Here is a 16,323-nt window from a genome sequence, read left to right on the forward strand (position 1 = left end):
ACCAGCAGAATAAATACTCCGGTCCTTACCACGGTTACGACGGATTTGCAATTTTCGCTCGTGACATGGACTTGGCGCTCAACAGCCCAACCTGGGGATTAATTGGCGCTCCCTGGAACAAAAAAGCTCAAGCTAAAGTTAAAGCTAAAGCGGCCGTCTAGGGAACAAAAATCTGGGGTTTTACCCCAGGAGAGTTGGAAATTCAAGATTCAAAATTAAAAATTCTCAGTTTTGAATTTTGCATTCTGAATCTTGAGTGGTATTTCCGACTCTCCACCAAACGCAAACATCATACACCGCAGGAGATACAGAAAATGCCTCAGAATCCAGAAAAGATTCAGGATCACGTTGAGCTATTCCACCAACCAGAATACCAACAACTGTTTGAAAACAAAAAACAGTTTGAAAATGGCCACACTTCCGAAGAAGTACAACGGGTAGCAGACTGGACAAAAACCTGGGAATATCGGGAAAAGAACTTTGCGCGGGAAGCTTTAACCGTTAACCCAGCTAAGGGTTGTCAACCTTTAGGTGCTATGTTTGCGGCCGTAGGTTTTGAAGGTACTCTTCCCTTCGTTCAAGGTTCTCAAGGTTGCGTGGCTTACTTCCGTACCCACTTAACCCGTCACTATAAAGAACCATTTGCTGGTGTTTCTTCTTCCATGACAGAAGACGCGGCTGTATTCGGTGGTTTGCAAAACATGATTGATGGTTTGGCTAACTCTTACAAACTATACAATCCTAAAATGATTGCTGTTTGTACCACCTGTATGGCAGAAGTTATCGGTGATGACTTACAATCATTCATTGGTAACGCTAAAGAAGCTGGTTCAGTTCCTCAAGATTTCCCAGTTCCTTTTGCTCACACTCCTAGCTTTGTTGGTTCTCACATCACTGGTTACGATAACATGATGAAGGGAATCCTTTCTACCTTAACCGCAGGTAAGAAGAAAGCCAAGAGCAACGGTAAAATCAACTTTATTCCTGGTTTTGATACCTACGTAGAAAACAACCGCGAAGTTAAGCGCATTGCTAACCTATTCGGTTTTGACTACACCTTATTATCTGACAACAGTGATTATGTTGACTCACCTTGTGATGGTGCGTACAATATGTACCCAGGTGGTACTAAGCTAGAAGATGCAGCAGATTCCATTAACGGTAAAGCTACTATTGCTCTTCAAGCTTACTCCACAGCCAAGACCCGTGAATACATTGCTAAGGAATGGGGTCAAGACGTTTGTGTTTCTCGTCCTTGGGGTATCAAGGGAACTGATGAGTTCTTGATGAAACTCAGCGAAATGACTGGTAAGGCTATTCCTGAAGAGTTAGAAATCGAACGTGGTCGCGCAGTTGACGCAATGACTGACTCCCATGCTTGGTTACATGGTAAGCGTTTCGCTATCTATGGTGATCCTGACTTAGTTTACAGCTTAGTTGGTTTCATGTTAGAAATGGGTGCTGAACCAGTACACATCTTGGTTCACAACACCAATGAAGTATTTGAGAAAGAATTGCAAGCATTGTTAGATTCTAGCGCCTTCGGTAAGTCTGCTAAAATCTGGGGTGGTAAAGACTTGTGGCACTTACGCTCTCTGTTATTTACCGAACCCGTAGACTTATTAATTGGTAACTCCTACGGTAAGTATTTATGGCGTGATTGTGGTGTACCTTTGGTCAGAATTGGTTATCCTATCATGGACCGTCACCACTACCACCGTTACGCAACTGTTGGTTATAAAGGTGTTATTAACCTGTTGAACTGGATTGTTAACACAGTCTTTGAAGAAATTGACCGTACTACTAATGTTCCTGGTCAAACCGATATTTCCTACGACTTAGTTCGTTAAGAATTATCTAGGGGTGGGATTTTCCCCTCCTTTCCGTCGCAAATAAGTAAAGGGGACAGGAAATTGGGTAAATTCCCTAAAATCCTCTCCCCTATCTTCAGTTCCATTAGCTTAACTAGCCTAATCTTTGTTCCTTTCATCTACCTGACAGATGAATTTTCCCATAAGTTCCTAGAAAAATGATCTGTTTTCATCAGCGTTAATCAATGTTATGAAAACCCCACTCTGGACAATATAGATAAATACATATCTTTTTTGCAGGTTGATCTGTGTAAATATTAAGTTAATCTTGCTTCTCGTTCAGAAGCAAAGGAGCAAAGACGCAAAGGAAGAAATATATTAATTTAAACTGTAGTCTAAATATGTGAAGTCGGCTGTAATTTTGTAGAAATCATCATTTTGATGATGGACTTTCATCAAGATTTGTACTGTTAATAGCGAGAATAAAAATGAAAATCACCCAAAGTAAAATTAACGAATTGCTGAGTGAATCAGGATGTGAACATAATCAAAAAAAACAGGGAGAAAAAAAGAATAAATCTTGTACCCAACAAGCTCAACCAGGTGCGGCTCAAGGGGGTTGTGCTTTTGATGGTGCGATGATTGCTTTAGTCCCAATTACTGATGCGGCTCATTTGGTTCATGGTCCGATCGCTTGTGCTGGAAATTCCTGGGGAAGTCGTGGGAGTTTGTCTTCAGGTCCAATGCTTTATAAAACCGGTTTTACTACCGATGTTGGGGAAAATGATGTAATTTTCGGCGGTGAAAAAAAGCTTTATAAAGCGATTTTAGAAGTTAATCAAAATTACACACCTGCTGCGATTTTTGTTTACGCCACCTGCGTTACAGCCCTAATTGGTGATGATATTGATGCGGTTTGTAAGGTAGCAGCGGAAAAAATTGGAACTCCTGTCATTCCTGTTATTGCTCCGGGATTTATTGGTAGTAAAAACTTAGGTAATCGTTTTGGTGGTGAAGCTTTACTAGAATATGTAGTGGGAACTGCTGAACCTGAATATACTACCCCTTATGATATTAATTTAATAGGTGAATACAATATTGCGGGGGAAATGTGGGGAGTTTTACCCTTATTTGAAAAGTTAGGAATTAGGGTTTTATCAAAAATTACAGGTGATGCTCGTTATCAAGAAGTGCGTTATGCTCACCGGGCAAAATTAAATGTCATGATCTGCTCACGAGCGCTTTTAAATATGGCGCGAAAAATGGAGGAACGTTACGGTATTCCCTATATTGAAGAGTCATTTTATGGCATTAATGATATTAACCGTTGTTTGCGAACTGTGGCGGCTAAATTAGGTGATGCTGATTTACAGGAACGCACAGAAAAACTCATTGTTGAAGAAACTGCGGCCTTAGATATTGCTCTTGCTCCCTATCGAGAAAAATTAAAAGGAAAACGCATTGTTCTCTATACTGGTGGTGTGAAAAGTTGGTCAATTATTTCCGCTGCGAAGGATTTGGGAATTGAAGTTGTGGCCACAAGTACCCGCAAAAGTACGGAAGAAGATAAAGCTAAAATTAAAAATTTGTTGGGTAATGATGGTATTATGCTGGAGAAAGGAAACGCTTCCGAACTCCTGAAATTAATTGCAGAGACTAACGCAGATATGCTGATTGCTGGCGGTAGAAATCAATATACTGCTTTAAAAGCCAGAATTCCCTTTTTAGATATTAACCAAGAACGTCATCATCCCTACGCGGGTTATGTGGGTATGGTGGAAATGGCGCAGGAGTTGACAGAGGCTTTATATAGTCCTGTGTGGGAGCAAATTCGCAAGCCGGCTCCTTGGGAGTAATTGTCTTACACAGGGAGTAAAAACAGAAAACTATCTTGGTTAATTTAATTATTGTGGGGTAGGCATCTTGCCTGCCCTACCCTAGACGGGCTAGAAGCACTACCCCAGACGGGCTAGAAGCACTACCCCAGACGGGCTAGAAGCCCATCCCACAAGATTTTTAGATGTTCTAGATGTTCTATAATTTATCAAAGATTAATTTATGGCGATCGCAATTGTTCCAGAAAAGTCTGTGACTGTCAACCCCCTCAAACAAAGTCAGGCTTTAGGCGCTTCTTTAGCTTTTTTGGGTTTAAAGGGAACTATGCCCTTATTTCATGGTTCTCAGGGTTGTACAGCCTTTGCAAAAGTAGTTTTAGTTCGACATTTTCGGGAAGCAATTCCCCTTGCGACCACTGCAATGACAGAAGTTACTACTATTTTGGGTGGTGAGGAAAATGTGGAGCAAGCTATTCTCACTTTAGTCGAAAAGGTACAACCGGAAATCATTGGTTTATGCACTACTGGGCTAACAGAAACTAGAGGTGATGATATTGAACGTTTTTTAAAAGATATTCGAGAACGTCACCCCGAACTTAATCATTTAGCCATTATTTTTGCTCCCACTCCCGATTTTAAAGGTGCTTTACAAGACGGTTTTGCAGTCGCAGTAGAAAGTATTGTTAAGGAAATTCCCAAAGCAGGGGGAATTAAACCAGAACAAATCACAATTTTAGCTGGTGCTGCTCTCACTCCTGGAGATGTTCAAGAAATTCGAGAAATAGTTACATCTTTCGGACTAGAACCCATATTTGTTCCTGATTTAGGAGCTTCATTAGATGGACATTTAGAAGATGGTTATACTGCTATAACTGCTAGTGGAACAACTTTAAAAGAATTACGTTCTTTGGGTAGTTCAGCTTTTACCTTAGCCTTAGGTGAAAGTATGCGCCAGGCGGCGAAAATTTTAGAAGAACGCTTCGGAACTAACTATCAAGTATTCAGAGATCTAATAGGATTAGAACCTGTAGATGAATTTCTGCAAAAATTATCTTTATTAAGTGGAAATCCCGTTCCTGAAAAATATCGTCGTCAACGTCGTCAATTGCAAGATGCAATGTTAGATACTCACTTTTATTTTAGTGCCAAAAGAGTATCTTTAGCTTTAGAACCAGATTTATTATGGACTATAGTTAAATTTTTGCAATCAATGGGGGCAGAAATTCATAATGCTGTCACCACAACTCGTTCTCCCTTACTTCAAGAACTTCCTATTAAAGATGTCACCATTGGCGATTTAGAAGATTTTGAAAAATTGGCAATAGGTTCTGATTTATTAATTGGTAATTCTCACGTAAATACCATCTCTAAACGCCTTTCTATTCCCCTCTATCGTTTAGGTATTCCCATTTATGACCGATTAGGAAATGGTCTATTTACCAAAGTAGGCTATCGCGGTACTATTGAGCTTCTTTTCGGCATGGGAAACCTATTCATAGAACATGAAGAATCATCAATGATGAACCAATGGTCATCAGTAATTAACAAATAACAACTGACAACTGACAACCAATAAAGGACAAATGAAAGTGAAAATTGCTTTTACGACAAATGACAGAATTCATGTTAATGCTCACTTTGGTTGGGCTAAGGAAATTGATGTTTATGAAATTTCCGACAACGGCTATGAATTTGTAGAAACTCTCAAATTTGAAGGTGATCTAAAAGAAGATGGTAATGAGGATAAAATTACCCCTAAACTTCAAGCACTTAATGATTGCACAATTGTTTATGTTGTGGCTATTGGTGGTAGTGCAGCGGCTCGTTTAATTAAGAAAGGTGTAACCCCAGTTAAGGCTAAATCTGAAGAGGAAAAAATTGCAGAAATTCTCGATAAATTAGTCAAAACTCTCAAGGGTAATCCTCCACCTTGGTTACGAAAAGCTTTACAACAGAAAAAACCTAGTTTTGCTGAAGAAATTGAAAACGAAGCAACAGTATGAGTACAAATAATGTGAATGGGACTGGTAACAATTTAGAGGTAATTTTAACCCCTTTTTTGAAATCATTAGTTCAACAAATTCGGGCGCAAGATAGTTATGGTTTCTACCGAAATTGGACTGATGAATTAATCCTCAAACCCTATATTGTTACTAAACAAAAGAAACGAGAAATTTCTGTAGAAGGTGAAGTTGACCCCGCTACAATTTCTCGCATCAATGCCTTTTTTCGAGCGGTAGCTGCCAGCATTGAAAAGGAAACTGGACTCATTTCTAATGTGGTTATTGAATTAGGACATGAGGGTTTTGGTTGGGCTTTAGTATTTTCAGGACGCTTATTATTAGCTGTCAAAACTTTGCGTGATGCTCATCGTTTTGGTTTTGATTCCTTCGAGAAATTAGACGAAGAAGGCACAAAGTTTGTGGAAAAAGGCATTGATTTAGCCAAGCGTTTCCCCGAAGTAGGAAATCTTTAATTAGTCATTGGTCAGTAGTTAGTAGTTAGTGATCATTAGTTAGAAAATACTTGCAAATTTGTTCTCTTCTATAGCAAATTGCAACTGATAACTGACAAAGGACAACTGACCAATGACAAAGGACAAAAAATATGACAATTGAGGAAATCACAACCAAGATTAAAAAGCTAAATAGCAAAGCAGGTCAAATGAAAATGGATCTGCATGATTTAGCAGAAGGACTACCCACAGATTATCAAAAACTGATGGATGTTGCTGCGGAAACTTACGAAATCTACTGTCAGTTAGATGGACTCAAGCAACAACTCAAAAAAATGGAGAATTCTAAATGAGTACCAATATTGATGAATTTAAAAAACTCGTAGATGCCGAAGAGTTTTTCATCTTTTTTAATCTACCCTATGACCAAAAATTTGTAAATGTCAATCGTTTACATATTTTGAAAAAGTTTTCTCAGTTCATGAGTCAAATTGATGATAGTTATCCTCAACTAAATGACCAAGAAAGATTAGAGAAATATTGTGTTGCTTTACAACAAGCTTATCAGGTGTTTATAGAATCTACACCCCATGAACAAAAGCTGTTCAAGGTATTTAATGATAAGCCCAAAAATGTTGTCACCCTGACAGAAATTACTTCAGATTAGGAGTTAAAAAGTGATTAACCTAACGCCTACCGAATTGGAACGCTATAGTCGCCAAATGATGCTTCCTAATTTTGGCGAATTAGCTCAAAAGCGCCTAAAATCAGCGACTGTTTTAGTGTCAGGTGTGGGTGGATTAGGTGGTACGGCGGCGCTTTACTTAACAGTAGCAGGCGTTGGGCGGCTGATCCTAGTCCGAGGTGGTGATTTGCGGCTGGATGATATGAATCGTCAGGTTTTGATGACTGATGACTGGGTGGGTAAACCCAGAGTATTTAAAGCCCAAGAAACCCTCAAAGCCATCAATCCTGATGTTCAAGTGGATGTAGTTCACGATTACATTACCGCAGAAAATGTGGATGGGTTGGTACAGTCGGCTGATATGGCTTTGGATTGCGCTCATAATTTCACTGAACGCAATTTGTTAAATGAAGCCTGTGTCCGCTGGCGCAAACCCATGGTAGAGGCGGCCATGGACGGTATGGAGGCTTACCTGACCACGATTATTCCCGGTGTCACCCCTTGTTTATCTTGTCTGTTTCCAGAAAAGCCGGATTGGGACCGACGCGGTTTTTCCGTGCTGGGGGCTGTTTCTGGGACCTTGGCCTGTTTGACCGCTTTGGAAGCGGTAAAGCTGATTACTGGTTTTAGTCAACCGCTGTTATCAGAATTACTGACCATTGATTTGAACAGAATGGAATTTGCTAAACGTCGTTCTCACCGCGATCGCAATTGTCCAGTCTGCGGTAATACTGCCCCTTGGAGATATTCCCAATCTCAAGCTGCAACGGTGTAAGTTACCACTTCTTGAAAATCCACATCCAAATCAGAATATTCGCTACAGAATAAAACATAAAATGACTGTTACTTTAACAGAAAAGGCAGAATTTCGTCTCTGGGCATTTGTCAAAGGTTCTGCAACCGACGAAACTAATAACGCCACAAAGGGTGTTCGCATCTCGGTTAAAGACGGTGGTTGCAGTGGCTACGAGTATGGCATCGAAATTACTAGCAAGCCCCAACCTGATGATATCGTAACTCAACAAGGAAATGTGTTGATTTATGTTGATGCTAAAAGTGCGCCGTTATTAGCAGGTGTGGTAGTTGATTTTGTAGAGGGAGTTATGGATAGCGGTTTTAAGTTTTCCAACCCCAATGCAACTGATACCTGCGGTTGTGGCAAGTCTTTTAAAACCAGTGATGGTACTCCCAATGGTGTACCTTGCGGTAAATAGTTCAAACTTCAAAAGTTAGCTCCTTTATTTTGAATTTTGACTTGATCTCGGAAAACTTAACTAACTCAAAAACTCACTTCATTAATCTTTGAGGAGAATCGAAAAATGGCGACATATCAAGTAAGATTGATCAACAAAAAAGAAAATATAGACACCACAATTGAATGTGATGAAGAGATGACAATTGTAGACGCAGCAGAAGAAGCTGGTCTGGAATTACCTTTCTCTTGTAAATCCGGCGCTTGCTCTAGCTGTGTAGGTAAGATTGTTGAAGGTGAAATCAATCAAGATGATCAATCCTTTTTAGATGATGAGCAAATGGGCAAAGGATTCGCCTTATTGTGTGTTACCTATCCCCGTTCTAACTGCACAATCAAAACCCACCAAGAACCTTACCTTGCTTAATACAATATTTGTCGGGATTTAGGATTTCTAAATTCTTTAATTTTCACAATGATGGAGGATGTTTATCATCTTTCATCATTTCAGTTTTCACTTTTTATTTTGATAATTGAATGTTTACTCCTTTTACTGTTATGGGCTGTTCTTTAGAGTTACTAAAATCAGGAGAATGTGGCATAGTTACTTTTTGTCAAAGTCAGGATGAGACAATTAGAAAAAAGCTGATATCAATGGGCATTAAAACAGGTAATACCATTACTGTAGAACAGCAATTTCCGACTTTTATTATTAAATGTGGTAGTTTATCTATGACTATAAATCGCCAAATAGCGCGGGCTATTTATGTGCGGGTAATTGATGGGTGAAAATGGTGATTAAGTTTAGTTATTGGTTTAAATTGTGGTTTTTACAACCAAACTCACGTATAGTATTTAACACAGAATTTAAATTTATAGACTTAAACTTAAAGCCTAAAGCAAAAGATGTTAAAATACTATAAAGTTAGAGAGGTGAAATAATATGAGCTATCAAGATATTATTACCTTATATGGTTCTCCACCTAAAGTTATATAGTTACGCTGTGGAAATGCACCAACACAAGTAGTTGCATCTCTACTGCGTTCTGGGGTGGTAGTAATTCAAAAATTACTTGATCATCCCAATCTGGATTGTTTAGAATTATATTAATTTATTCTATAACTAGCTCAATCTAAAAAGATGTAATGTGGGGTGATTTGTATTTCGGTAAGACTACTAAAATAGTATGATATCTGTAACTACTCTTCTATTATTTAGGACGGCTAACATTATGACAGATGAAAAATTACTCAACCATATTACTACAAATCCAAAAGTAATGGCTGGAAAACCGACAATTAAAGGCACACGCTTAACAGTCGAGTATATTCTTAATCTCCTTGCACACGGTGCTACAGTAACAGAAATTCTGGAAGAATATGAAGGTTTAGTAGAAGCAGATATTCGAGCTTGTTTATTATTTGCATCTCGCTCTCTAGAAAGTACCAGTTTCATGCCTTTAATTGCGGAGATTGCTTAGATGCGATTTTTAGTAGATGAAAATACAGGTGTGACTGTCGCTCGCTGGTTACGTGAACAAGATTATGAAGTTTTCTCAGTTTATGAACAAGGACGGGGAATAGATGATGACACAATTATTCAAAAGGCCTTTGATGAAAATTGGATTTTGATTACTAGTGACAAAGATTTTGGCGAGAAAGTTTATCGAGATAAATACCCTCACCGGGGTGTGATTCTTCTGCGTTTGGAAAATGAACGTTCAGCAAATAAAATCTATATTTTACAACAGGTATTAGAGCAGCATAAGGAAAAGTTAGTAGATAGTTTTGTCGTAGTTACTGAAAATCAGATTAGATTTGCCAGATTAAAATAATTGCTGAGTCGGATATTTCGGATGTTTAAGATTATGGTGGGTTGCACTTTGGGACAACGCACCCTAGCTTGATCACCAAACAGGTAGTCATATTCGATTAATGACTCAAGAAAATGGTGAACATCATCCTGACTCTAAATCAAACGTTAAATTTTATTAAATTTGTAAATTTAAAAACAAAAATGCTGTATGATAGTTTGAAAATGACAATTTAATTATTAATTAAATTATATGAAAGTACAACAACAAATATTAGACTTTAGAAATAAAATTCTTCTCGGTGACAATCTATCTATTCTCAAACAAATAGAAAGTGATACTTTTGATTTAATCATCACTTCACCCCCATATTTTCAGCAACGTGATTATGGAAATGGTAATTTAGGTATAGGGAACGAAACAACGGAAGCAGAATATTTACAAAATATCTTAACGGTATTTGGGGAATGTGTGCGCGTTTTGAAAAAAACAGGAGCAATAGTTTTTAATTTGGGAGATAAATATATTAACGGTGGTTTATCTCTAATTCCTTATAAATTTGCCATTCAAGCTACCCAAAATCAAAATATTTTTCTGATTAATCAAATTACATGGTCAAAACTAAATCCTACACCACGTCAAGATAAAAGAAAATTAATACAAGCTACAGAACCTTTTTTCATATTTGCTAAATCAAAAGATTATTACTTTAATTTAGATAATTATTTACAACATTTAGATACCTTTAATAAAAGTATTAAAGGTAAACCATCTGATAAATTAGGTAAAAAATATCTGGAATTAATTAAAAATTCTGATTTAAGCGAAGCACAAAAAAATCATGCTATTAAAGAATTAAATCAAGCTATTTTAGCAGTACATAATGGAGAAATTGAAGGATTTAGAATGAAAATTCATGGCATACATAAATTAGCCTATGGTGGACAAGAGGGAGGGAGAAATAACCAAATTAAGAATCATGGTTTTACTATTATTAGAATTTTAGGAAACACCATGAAAAAAGACATCATTGAAAGTCCGGTAGAAATTACTAAAAATAATCATCATCCAGCAGTTTATCCTTTATATATTATTCAGGAACTTATTAAATTATTAACTAAAGAAGATGATTTTATTCTTGATCCTTTTTGTGGTAGTGGGACTAGTTGTGTAGCAGCTAGAAATTTAAATAGAAACTATTTAGGAATTGAAATTAATCCTGATTATGTAAATTTAGCTAATAACCGCATGGAACAACCTGATTCTCAACAACAGGAATTATTTATATGAAATATAATTATAATCGAGAAATAGAAACATTAGAACAATTTTATCAGGAAGCAATTGAATTAATTAAAAATCAAGCGTTATCAGAAATTGAGGAAGAAATAAAAGACTGTGTAGATATTTTCGTTCATAAAATAGAAACTGATAAATCTTTAATTCAAGTAATTATTACCAGTTTACTCAAGAAAATAATTAAACCTGAGCAAGATATTAGGTTGCATAATGTCAATAAAAATAAAATGAGCATTTTCACAATTAGGAAATTATTTAATTTTTGACTTGTTGGAAAGTTTTATAATTTCTACAAACAACCTCTAAACAAATATCTCCTTCTAAATGAAAATAAATTAGTGATTGTAAATTGGTGTTAATTATTCCAGTTTGATTGACAAATGGATAGGATGTAGATAAAAATTCCGGGATATTATCTTCAATTTTCTTGAGTTCAACTTCTCCTACCCAAAAACAGATATCTTCATCATTTGCATTTAGAGGTTGGGAAAAAACTAGGTGAATAATTTGATAAAACTCAATAGCTACATCATCAGCTTCAGGACCAAAGGTAAAGTCAAGACGTAATCCCAAGTTTTGAGGATTTAAAGAAATACCAACTAAGTCAGCACTTTTTAAATCTTCGAGAAAAGTAGTGAGGGTTGATGTAATTGTTGTTGTCATAGATTCACAATTTCTCCAGTATTATGAGTATTAGCTCCAGAAACAAATTCTATCTGCTCTCCATATTGATTATAGCGACGACGGTAAGATTTGCCATCAATTGCTTTAATTTTCGGACCTGTGCGAACAATTTCCCCATTTGGTCTAATATGAATTTGACTACCATCTGGATGCTGAAATGTTTCATAACCCCCTTGAGTTTGCGTTTTAAATTCAAATCCTTGGTTGCTGAGAATTATTAAGACTTCTGATCGTGGTTTTTCTGTTAAGTTAGGTAGTTGTTGAGCGGCTATATTCATTTATAACAGCTTGTTTATTATTCCCATTTTACTCTTTATTTTTTAGGGTGATTTGTGGTTAGGTAATACACCACTAATTACCAAAAAAGGTGCGTTAGGCGATCGCTAACACACCCTACAAAACTGGTGGTAATGCGATAGCGAAGCGCTCCGTAGGAATCGCTATCCGACCATTATTAGCCCGATATTGGTAATCTTGGTGTATTACAAAATGAAGTGCGGAATGTGGGCTACAATCCCCAATCTACAACTAGCAACCGCGGATCAAACTCTCGCAATAAACGTACCAGTTCTTTTAAATCATTAATAGAACTTACACAGACGCAACCCGCACTACCAGGACTGTGTCCCTCTTTAATCCAGTTCCAATCAGCATGAAATCCAAATGCGTCACGGTCATCTGATTGCTTACCAACGAACGGAACCCATACAGGACCAAGTCCGTTGTTTAAGTGTGGATGGGATGCGTTATAATTATCTTTACTTCCTGCCCAGTCAATATCGCCGATAATATAGCTACCTTGAGGAATTGGCTGTAGACTACCTGGAAAACTGTCAGGATCGCTAAATAGTAAGAAACGCTGCGCTCCTGGTGCGCCAGATACTACCTCTAGGGATTCAACCACACCTCGTGTGGGATGTACAAACTCCAATTTACACAATTTCAAGCCTTCATACGCATCTTTACTGGTGCGTGTAAGGCGACAGTAAACGCCTCTATCCGGCGTAGGAGCAGGAACAAGTCCCCGCGCTCGTCTTAGAGCATTTTCGAGCGCTCTTTTGGTTTCTGGTCCGACCTTACCATCAATTTTGCTTAAAGCCTCACGTCTTTGCAGCAGTTCAACAGCACTTTTGGTAATATCATTAAACTCATTTGGCTGCGAAGTCATCCGCAGGAATCCCAATCCTGCAAGAGCGCAATTGAGGATATAGCAATCATCTCCGACATCACCCTTGACAATTAATGCACTGGTAAATGGTAGAGGTACAGGAGCAGGGTGATAGGGACGTTCTTCTACTAATGAAGTAGTAGGGGTTGTAGTTGGGACTGAAGTGGAACTTGCAGAATTTCCCACCGAAGGATTTAACCCATCTCTTCGGAACAAAGCTTCTTCGTCATTACGACGATTGACTAATCCTGGCAAAACTGTTCTAGTACCATTGTCTGTACCATGTACCCAACGGTCAAATTCGCGGGCTGCACCTTCGTAATCTACGTCATTATTCAGTTTTCGTAATAGTGTTGACTCACCAAATGCTCCAATGCCAATGTTATAAACAAAGGAAACTAAGGCATCAAACATACCTTGTGTTAAAGCTGCTCGACAAAGCTGATCAACATCTTCTGCTGCTTGTTCAACTTCCATCTTCAACCAGCGTTCTGCTGTTGTTAGATTGATAACATCACCGGGCTGAATGGGTCTGTTCAAATCCAAGTGTTCTATAGAACCGAACCCAATCGTCCATATTCCAACTGGATCTTTATACGCTTCAATCAAACCATCAGGGCGCTTCTTGTGCAACCCCTCCCATTTTTTAATTAAACTAAAACACTCGTTACTTGGTTTCATACTTTTAACTCTAGGCTAAAGTTCTTTTGAGATCATCTTCAAATTTTTTGATATACCTCCAGTAATGTTGAGGGTTCACAAAAAATAAGATATGTTAAAAGGTACTATGTTTCCTTTTGTTTTTCACCCACGTTACACCACTTACCTAAACCTGAAAAGCGGAAAAAAGCGGATTGCAAAAAAAAATTACAAACAGACGGAAAAAGGCTGAAAAGTACGGATAAAGTCTGCTATCATTACTTATGTCGCGTTACATTTTTAGCCATGCAGGTTCACGAACTACTACAACTTGTGGATGACGCTGTTTATCTCAACACGGGAAAGCATCTCAATGACTTGCAACGTGGAGTTATTGAGGGGACACTAAAGCACCAAAAGTATGCTGATATTGCGGAAAATTGTGGTTGTAGCGCGGGTCATGCAAAGGATGTAGGTTACGAACTTTTAAAAATGTTATCTGATATTTTTGGTGAACCAGTTGATAAAAGTAATCTTAAATCAGTTCTAGAACGACAAGGAAATGTGAATATTTCTTTGGGTAATAATAGTAAAATTAACAGTAATTTAATTGGCTGTATAAATATTGGTTCTAAACAACCTAAAACTAAACCAGATAAAAGTCATTCTGGTAATTCTAAATTAAAGCAACGAAATAAGAATAAAACTCAGATAGAAAAGATTAGTAAATTAAGGTATTTTGGCTTAAATGATGAGCAAATTGCAGAGGTGTTAGAGTTACCTTTAGAGGTAATTAAACAGGTAGTATCGGAATGATAAAGCTTTTAATTTCCAAGACGCTAGAAATTCAACGAAGTTAAAGCATCTTTCAAAATTTTATTAGGTAGGTGCGTATTGTCGTTATTTTCTCTAAAACTCCCTCATTTAATTGGTTCTTGAGAAAATTATATTATACCAAATAAATGTATCAACGGATTCATCTTTTTAGTTAGTTGTGTTTATCATAGGTGTAGCTGGAAATATCAAAACAGGAGTTGTAGATATTGTTTGTTAGACAGCGGACACCATTTAGGTGCTATCGCTGCTTTAGCATATCTTCACGAAAAAAACATACGACTATGTTTTGATTTTGATAAACTTATTCTCAATGCAGATTTGTGATTTGAGAACCAGGAGTTTATTACTAACAGAGAATTTTGAGTAAATAGAAATTTACTCAGTGGTGCATGATATCGAGGGAATTTCACCAGGGTTCTATAAAAATACACATCTCATTCAAGCGGGTAACTTTAGGGAAAAAATAGGTTATTTGTGCATTAATCAAGCTATAGATAGAGATTGTGCTGTAACTTTGTTTTTTTCTCCAATTATTTGAGTTATCAAATCGCTGTGCAATTAGCCGGATTTGTTGAAAAGAGTGTGTATTTATTTAGCAATTATTGGAAAATAGATTCTAGTGGGATTGGTGCTTTTTATGATGATGAAACCCAAGACTTTCTAGAAACCAATAAGGACGTATTGTACGCAATGGCAATTGGTAAATAAATAGGAAAATAACGGGAAATGACGAAAAAAGAATCTCAATTCCATGCTGATGATAAACATCCTATACAGCCAACATCAGCAGATATTATGCTTAGGCAACAATTGGAACATTCAATTAGTAAATACTTTTATGAAGGATGCGATCGCATTATTCATAATTTGTTGTCTAATTGTCGTTGGTATGCCACAACCCACGCTAGTATTTTGACTTTAGTCATTGAATGTCCCGACCAAGTTACTAACTGGCAAATTTTGCAACAAATTGTTCCCATGGCCAATGTTCTTTCTGGCATTGTTAGCAGTGCCAAAATTCGTATTTGTCCACCTGATCATCAAACTGTACCTTTTGAAATGAGGGTAGATGAGTTACCAGTTTATCGTGATTGGATCTGATTTAATTGAGGATTTGAGAATTTAGGATTTGAGATTGTTGATTAAGCCATGACATTCTGCTGGATAACTGTAATTAGTTCAGCAAAAACTAAATCAGCAGAACGTCGAACCACGGGACTTAATTCCAGCCCCAAATCCAGATTTCCAGCTTCAATTAAATAAACTGTCACCTCTTGGGGAAAATCATCACCAAAGATTTTTCTCCCAGCCGCCAAAGCATGATCCCAACGAAAATCATGTAAGTTGTAACTAGGTTCGGGTAGCGCCTCTAATTCGTTCCCTGGGACTTTAAATATAGCACCTGCTTCTGAACCTGTGCAACTAGCATCAAGAATAATTAATTTTTCACTTCCTCTCGCTTGAAACATCACCTCCATTCCCGCAGTTCCACAGTCAAAAACGCGGATTTTGGGGTGAGGATTTTGGGCGAGATATTGCTGTAAACCTTGGGCAATAATTACGCCGACAGCATCATCACTGCGATTCAGATTACCACAACCAATGATAGTTAGCATGGGATATTTATCCTAACATGAATATTATCAATTTGGCACAAAAAATTAAAATTTATGGAAATTCTGACTACATCTTTAATCATTGACTTTATAGTGAGTTTAAATAAGTCAACGGAAAAAAACCGACATCAGTAACGAAAAGTAAAGTTGCCCGAAACCTCTTTTCTGTTAAGAGTTAAGAGTTAAGAGTTCCCTCACTATAACGACAATTTTTAACGCCAACCTACTTACGCAAAACACCAAACATGGAGGTTATTGTGCCAAAGTATCCAAGTTGGCCTATAATAA

General features: G+C 37.4%; 21 protein-coding genes and 1 pseudogene. 18 read left to right on the forward strand and 4 right to left on the reverse strand.

Translation table 11 applies throughout. The features are described from left to right. Positions 1–314 precede the first annotated feature (314 nt). The 15 genes from nifK (at position 315) to H6G25_RS03590 (ending at position 11,357) form a co-directional block, all read left to right on the forward strand. Positions 315–1,850, forward strand: a complete 1,536-nt coding sequence (gene nifK / locus H6G25_RS03520; protein ID WP_190391293.1) for a nitrogenase molybdenum-iron protein subunit beta — start codon at positions 315–317, stop codon at positions 1,848–1,850. Between the two features lie 449 nt (positions 1,851–2,299). Continuing rightward, a complete protein-coding gene (gene nifE / locus H6G25_RS03525; RefSeq protein WP_190391294.1) occupies positions 2,300–3,667 on the forward strand; it encodes a nitrogenase iron-molybdenum cofactor biosynthesis protein NifE in 1,368 nt (455 codons plus the stop codon). A 202-nt stretch (positions 3,668–3,869) separates the two neighbouring features. Next, entirely contained in the window at positions 3,870–5,198 is a 1,329-nt protein-coding gene (nifN, locus tag H6G25_RS03530; RefSeq protein WP_028084339.1) for a nitrogenase iron-molybdenum cofactor biosynthesis protein NifN, read from the forward strand. Between the two features lie 31 nt (positions 5,199–5,229). Continuing rightward, the gene (gene nifX / locus H6G25_RS03535) at positions 5,230–5,649 is read left to right on the forward strand and encodes a nitrogen fixation protein NifX (protein ID WP_035371594.1); all 420 of its coding nucleotides are present in this window, start codon (positions 5,230–5,232) and stop codon (positions 5,647–5,649) included. Further along, positions 5,646–6,122 (forward strand): NifX-associated nitrogen fixation protein, encoded by a 477-nt coding sequence (locus H6G25_RS03540; protein ID WP_190391295.1) that lies wholly within the window; start codon positions 5,646–5,648, stop codon positions 6,120–6,122. The genes nifX and H6G25_RS03540 overlap by 4 nt, the downstream gene beginning before the upstream one ends. Positions 6,123–6,253: 131 nt before the next feature. Further along, entirely contained in the window at positions 6,254–6,454 is a 201-nt protein-coding gene (locus H6G25_RS03545) for a CCE_0567 family metalloprotein (protein WP_028084342.1), read from the forward strand. Continuing rightward, positions 6,451–6,768 (forward strand): nitrogenase-stabilizing/protective protein NifW, encoded by a 318-nt coding sequence (gene nifW, locus H6G25_RS03550; protein WP_028084343.1) that lies wholly within the window; start codon positions 6,451–6,453, stop codon positions 6,766–6,768. The genes H6G25_RS03545 and nifW overlap by 4 nt, the downstream gene beginning before the upstream one ends. 10 nt (positions 6,769–6,778) lie before the next feature. After that, the gene (locus H6G25_RS03555; RefSeq protein ID WP_028089549.1) at positions 6,779–7,561 is read left to right on the forward strand and encodes a HesA/MoeB/ThiF family protein; all 783 of its coding nucleotides are present in this window, start codon (positions 6,779–6,781) and stop codon (positions 7,559–7,561) included. A gap of 61 nt (positions 7,562–7,622) precedes the next feature. After that, the gene (locus H6G25_RS03560) at positions 7,623–8,000 is read left to right on the forward strand and encodes an iron-sulfur cluster assembly accessory protein (RefSeq protein ID WP_028084345.1); all 378 of its coding nucleotides are present in this window, start codon (positions 7,623–7,625) and stop codon (positions 7,998–8,000) included. Between the two features lie 105 nt (positions 8,001–8,105). Then, on the forward strand, positions 8,106–8,405 hold the full coding sequence (locus H6G25_RS03565) for a 2Fe-2S iron-sulfur cluster-binding protein (protein WP_028084346.1): 300 nt from the start codon (positions 8,106–8,108) through the stop codon (positions 8,403–8,405). Positions 8,406–8,515: 110 nt separating this feature from the next. After that, the gene (locus H6G25_RS03570; protein ID WP_028089548.1) at positions 8,516–8,767 is read left to right on the forward strand and encodes a FeoA family protein; all 252 of its coding nucleotides are present in this window, start codon (positions 8,516–8,518) and stop codon (positions 8,765–8,767) included. Between the two features lie 443 nt (positions 8,768–9,210). Next, the gene (locus tag H6G25_RS03575) at positions 9,211–9,459 is read left to right on the forward strand and encodes a DUF433 domain-containing protein (protein WP_028089547.1); all 249 of its coding nucleotides are present in this window, start codon (positions 9,211–9,213) and stop codon (positions 9,457–9,459) included. Next, positions 9,460–9,813, forward strand: a complete 354-nt coding sequence (locus H6G25_RS03580) for a DUF5615 family PIN-like protein (RefSeq protein ID WP_028089546.1) — start codon at positions 9,460–9,462, stop codon at positions 9,811–9,813. A gap of 231 nt (positions 9,814–10,044) precedes the next feature. Then, positions 10,045–11,082, forward strand: coding sequence for a site-specific DNA-methyltransferase (locus H6G25_RS03585; protein ID WP_190391296.1), 1,038 nt, complete (start codon positions 10,045–10,047; stop codon positions 11,080–11,082). After that, positions 11,079–11,357 (forward strand): hypothetical protein, encoded by a 279-nt coding sequence (locus tag H6G25_RS03590; protein WP_190391297.1) that lies wholly within the window; start codon positions 11,079–11,081, stop codon positions 11,355–11,357. The genes H6G25_RS03585 and H6G25_RS03590 overlap by 4 nt, the downstream gene beginning before the upstream one ends. Here H6G25_RS03590 and H6G25_RS03595 read toward each other — a convergent pair. The 3 genes from H6G25_RS03595 to H6G25_RS03605 all read right to left on the reverse strand — a co-directional run bounded on the left by H6G25_RS03595 (position 11,347) and on the right by H6G25_RS03605 (position 13,624). Then, positions 11,347–11,754, reverse strand: a complete 408-nt coding sequence (locus tag H6G25_RS03595) for a hypothetical protein (RefSeq protein ID WP_028089543.1) — start codon at positions 11,752–11,754, stop codon at positions 11,347–11,349. The two genes, H6G25_RS03590 and H6G25_RS03595, sit on opposite strands and share 11 nt — an antisense overlap. Then, the gene (locus tag H6G25_RS03600; RefSeq protein ID WP_190391298.1) at positions 11,751–12,053 is read right to left on the reverse strand and encodes a hypothetical protein; all 303 of its coding nucleotides are present in this window, start codon (positions 12,051–12,053) and stop codon (positions 11,751–11,753) included. The genes H6G25_RS03595 and H6G25_RS03600 overlap by 4 nt, the downstream gene beginning before the upstream one ends. 230 nt (positions 12,054–12,283) lie before the next feature. Next, positions 12,284–13,624 (reverse strand): glycoside hydrolase family protein, encoded by a 1,341-nt coding sequence (locus H6G25_RS03605; protein ID WP_190391299.1) that lies wholly within the window; start codon positions 13,622–13,624, stop codon positions 12,284–12,286. Positions 13,625–13,888: 264 nt separating this feature from the next. Between H6G25_RS03605 and H6G25_RS03610 the strand changes: the two genes are divergently transcribed. From H6G25_RS03610 to H6G25_RS03620, 3 genes and pseudogenes are all read left to right on the forward strand, one after another. Beyond that, positions 13,889–14,398: a hypothetical protein gene (locus H6G25_RS03610; RefSeq protein ID WP_190391300.1), complete on the forward strand. Its 510-nt coding sequence runs from the start codon at positions 13,889–13,891 to the stop codon at positions 14,396–14,398. A gap of 123 nt (positions 14,399–14,521) precedes the next feature. Beyond that, a pseudogene (locus H6G25_RS03615) lies at positions 14,522–15,127 on the forward strand (SagB/ThcOx family dehydrogenase); the annotation flags it as partial. A gap of 18 nt (positions 15,128–15,145) precedes the next feature. Next, a complete protein-coding gene (locus H6G25_RS03620) occupies positions 15,146–15,520 on the forward strand; it encodes a hypothetical protein (RefSeq protein ID WP_190391301.1) in 375 nt (124 codons plus the stop codon). A 41-nt stretch (positions 15,521–15,561) separates the two neighbouring features. Here the strand turns inward: H6G25_RS03620 and H6G25_RS03625 are convergent, their stop codons facing one another. Continuing rightward, on the reverse strand, positions 15,562–16,035 hold the full coding sequence (locus H6G25_RS03625; RefSeq protein ID WP_190391302.1) for a hydrogenase maturation protease: 474 nt from the start codon (positions 16,033–16,035) through the stop codon (positions 15,562–15,564). Positions 16,036–16,323: the final 288 nt, after the last annotated feature.

The sequence above is a fragment of the Dolichospermum sp. FACHB-1091 genome (genome assembly GCF_014697585.1).
Lineage (GTDB): Bacteria > Cyanobacteriota > Cyanobacteriia > Cyanobacteriales > Nostocaceae > Dolichospermum.

Bases quoted from the DNA above. Each gene is read 5' to 3' on its own strand.
- nifK (WP_190391293.1), top strand. From the start codon at position 315: ATGCCTCAGAATCCAGAAAAGATTCAGGATCACGTTGAGCTATTCCAC.
- nifE (WP_190391294.1), top strand. From the start codon at position 2,300: ATGAAAATCACCCAAAGTAAAATTAACGAATTGCTGAGTGAATCAGGA.
- nifN (WP_028084339.1), top strand. From the start codon at position 3,870: ATGGCGATCGCAATTGTTCCAGAAAAGTCTGTGACTGTCAACCCCCTC.
- nifX (WP_035371594.1), top strand. From the start codon at position 5,230: ATGAAAGTGAAAATTGCTTTTACGACAAATGACAGAATTCATGTTAAT.
- H6G25_RS03540 (WP_190391295.1), top strand. From the start codon at position 5,646: ATGAGTACAAATAATGTGAATGGGACTGGTAACAATTTAGAGGTAATT.
- H6G25_RS03545 (WP_028084342.1), top strand. From the start codon at position 6,254: ATGACAATTGAGGAAATCACAACCAAGATTAAAAAGCTAAATAGCAAA.
- nifW (WP_028084343.1), top strand. From the start codon at position 6,451: ATGAGTACCAATATTGATGAATTTAAAAAACTCGTAGATGCCGAAGAG.
- H6G25_RS03560 (WP_028084345.1), top strand. From the start codon at position 7,623: ATGACTGTTACTTTAACAGAAAAGGCAGAATTTCGTCTCTGGGCATTT.
- H6G25_RS03565 (WP_028084346.1), top strand. From the start codon at position 8,106: ATGGCGACATATCAAGTAAGATTGATCAACAAAAAAGAAAATATAGAC.
- H6G25_RS03570 (WP_028089548.1), top strand. From the start codon at position 8,516: ATGTTTACTCCTTTTACTGTTATGGGCTGTTCTTTAGAGTTACTAAAA.
- H6G25_RS03575 (WP_028089547.1), top strand. From the start codon at position 9,211: ATGACAGATGAAAAATTACTCAACCATATTACTACAAATCCAAAAGTA.
- H6G25_RS03580 (WP_028089546.1), top strand. From the start codon at position 9,460: ATGCGATTTTTAGTAGATGAAAATACAGGTGTGACTGTCGCTCGCTGG.
- H6G25_RS03585 (WP_190391296.1), top strand. From the start codon at position 10,045: ATGAAAGTACAACAACAAATATTAGACTTTAGAAATAAAATTCTTCTC.
- H6G25_RS03590 (WP_190391297.1), top strand. From the start codon at position 11,079: ATGAAATATAATTATAATCGAGAAATAGAAACATTAGAACAATTTTAT.
- H6G25_RS03595 (WP_028089543.1), bottom strand. From the start codon at position 11,754: ATGACAACAACAATTACATCAACCCTCACTACTTTTCTCGAAGATTTA.
- H6G25_RS03600 (WP_190391298.1), bottom strand. From the start codon at position 12,053: ATGAATATAGCCGCTCAACAACTACCTAACTTAACAGAAAAACCACGA.
- H6G25_RS03605 (WP_190391299.1), bottom strand. From the start codon at position 13,624: ATGAAACCAAGTAACGAGTGTTTTAGTTTAATTAAAAAATGGGAGGGG.
- H6G25_RS03610 (WP_190391300.1), top strand. From the start codon at position 13,889: ATGCAGGTTCACGAACTACTACAACTTGTGGATGACGCTGTTTATCTC.
- H6G25_RS03620 (WP_190391301.1), top strand. From the start codon at position 15,146: ATGACGAAAAAAGAATCTCAATTCCATGCTGATGATAAACATCCTATA.
- H6G25_RS03625 (WP_190391302.1), bottom strand. From the start codon at position 16,035: ATGCTAACTATCATTGGTTGTGGTAATCTGAATCGCAGTGATGATGCT.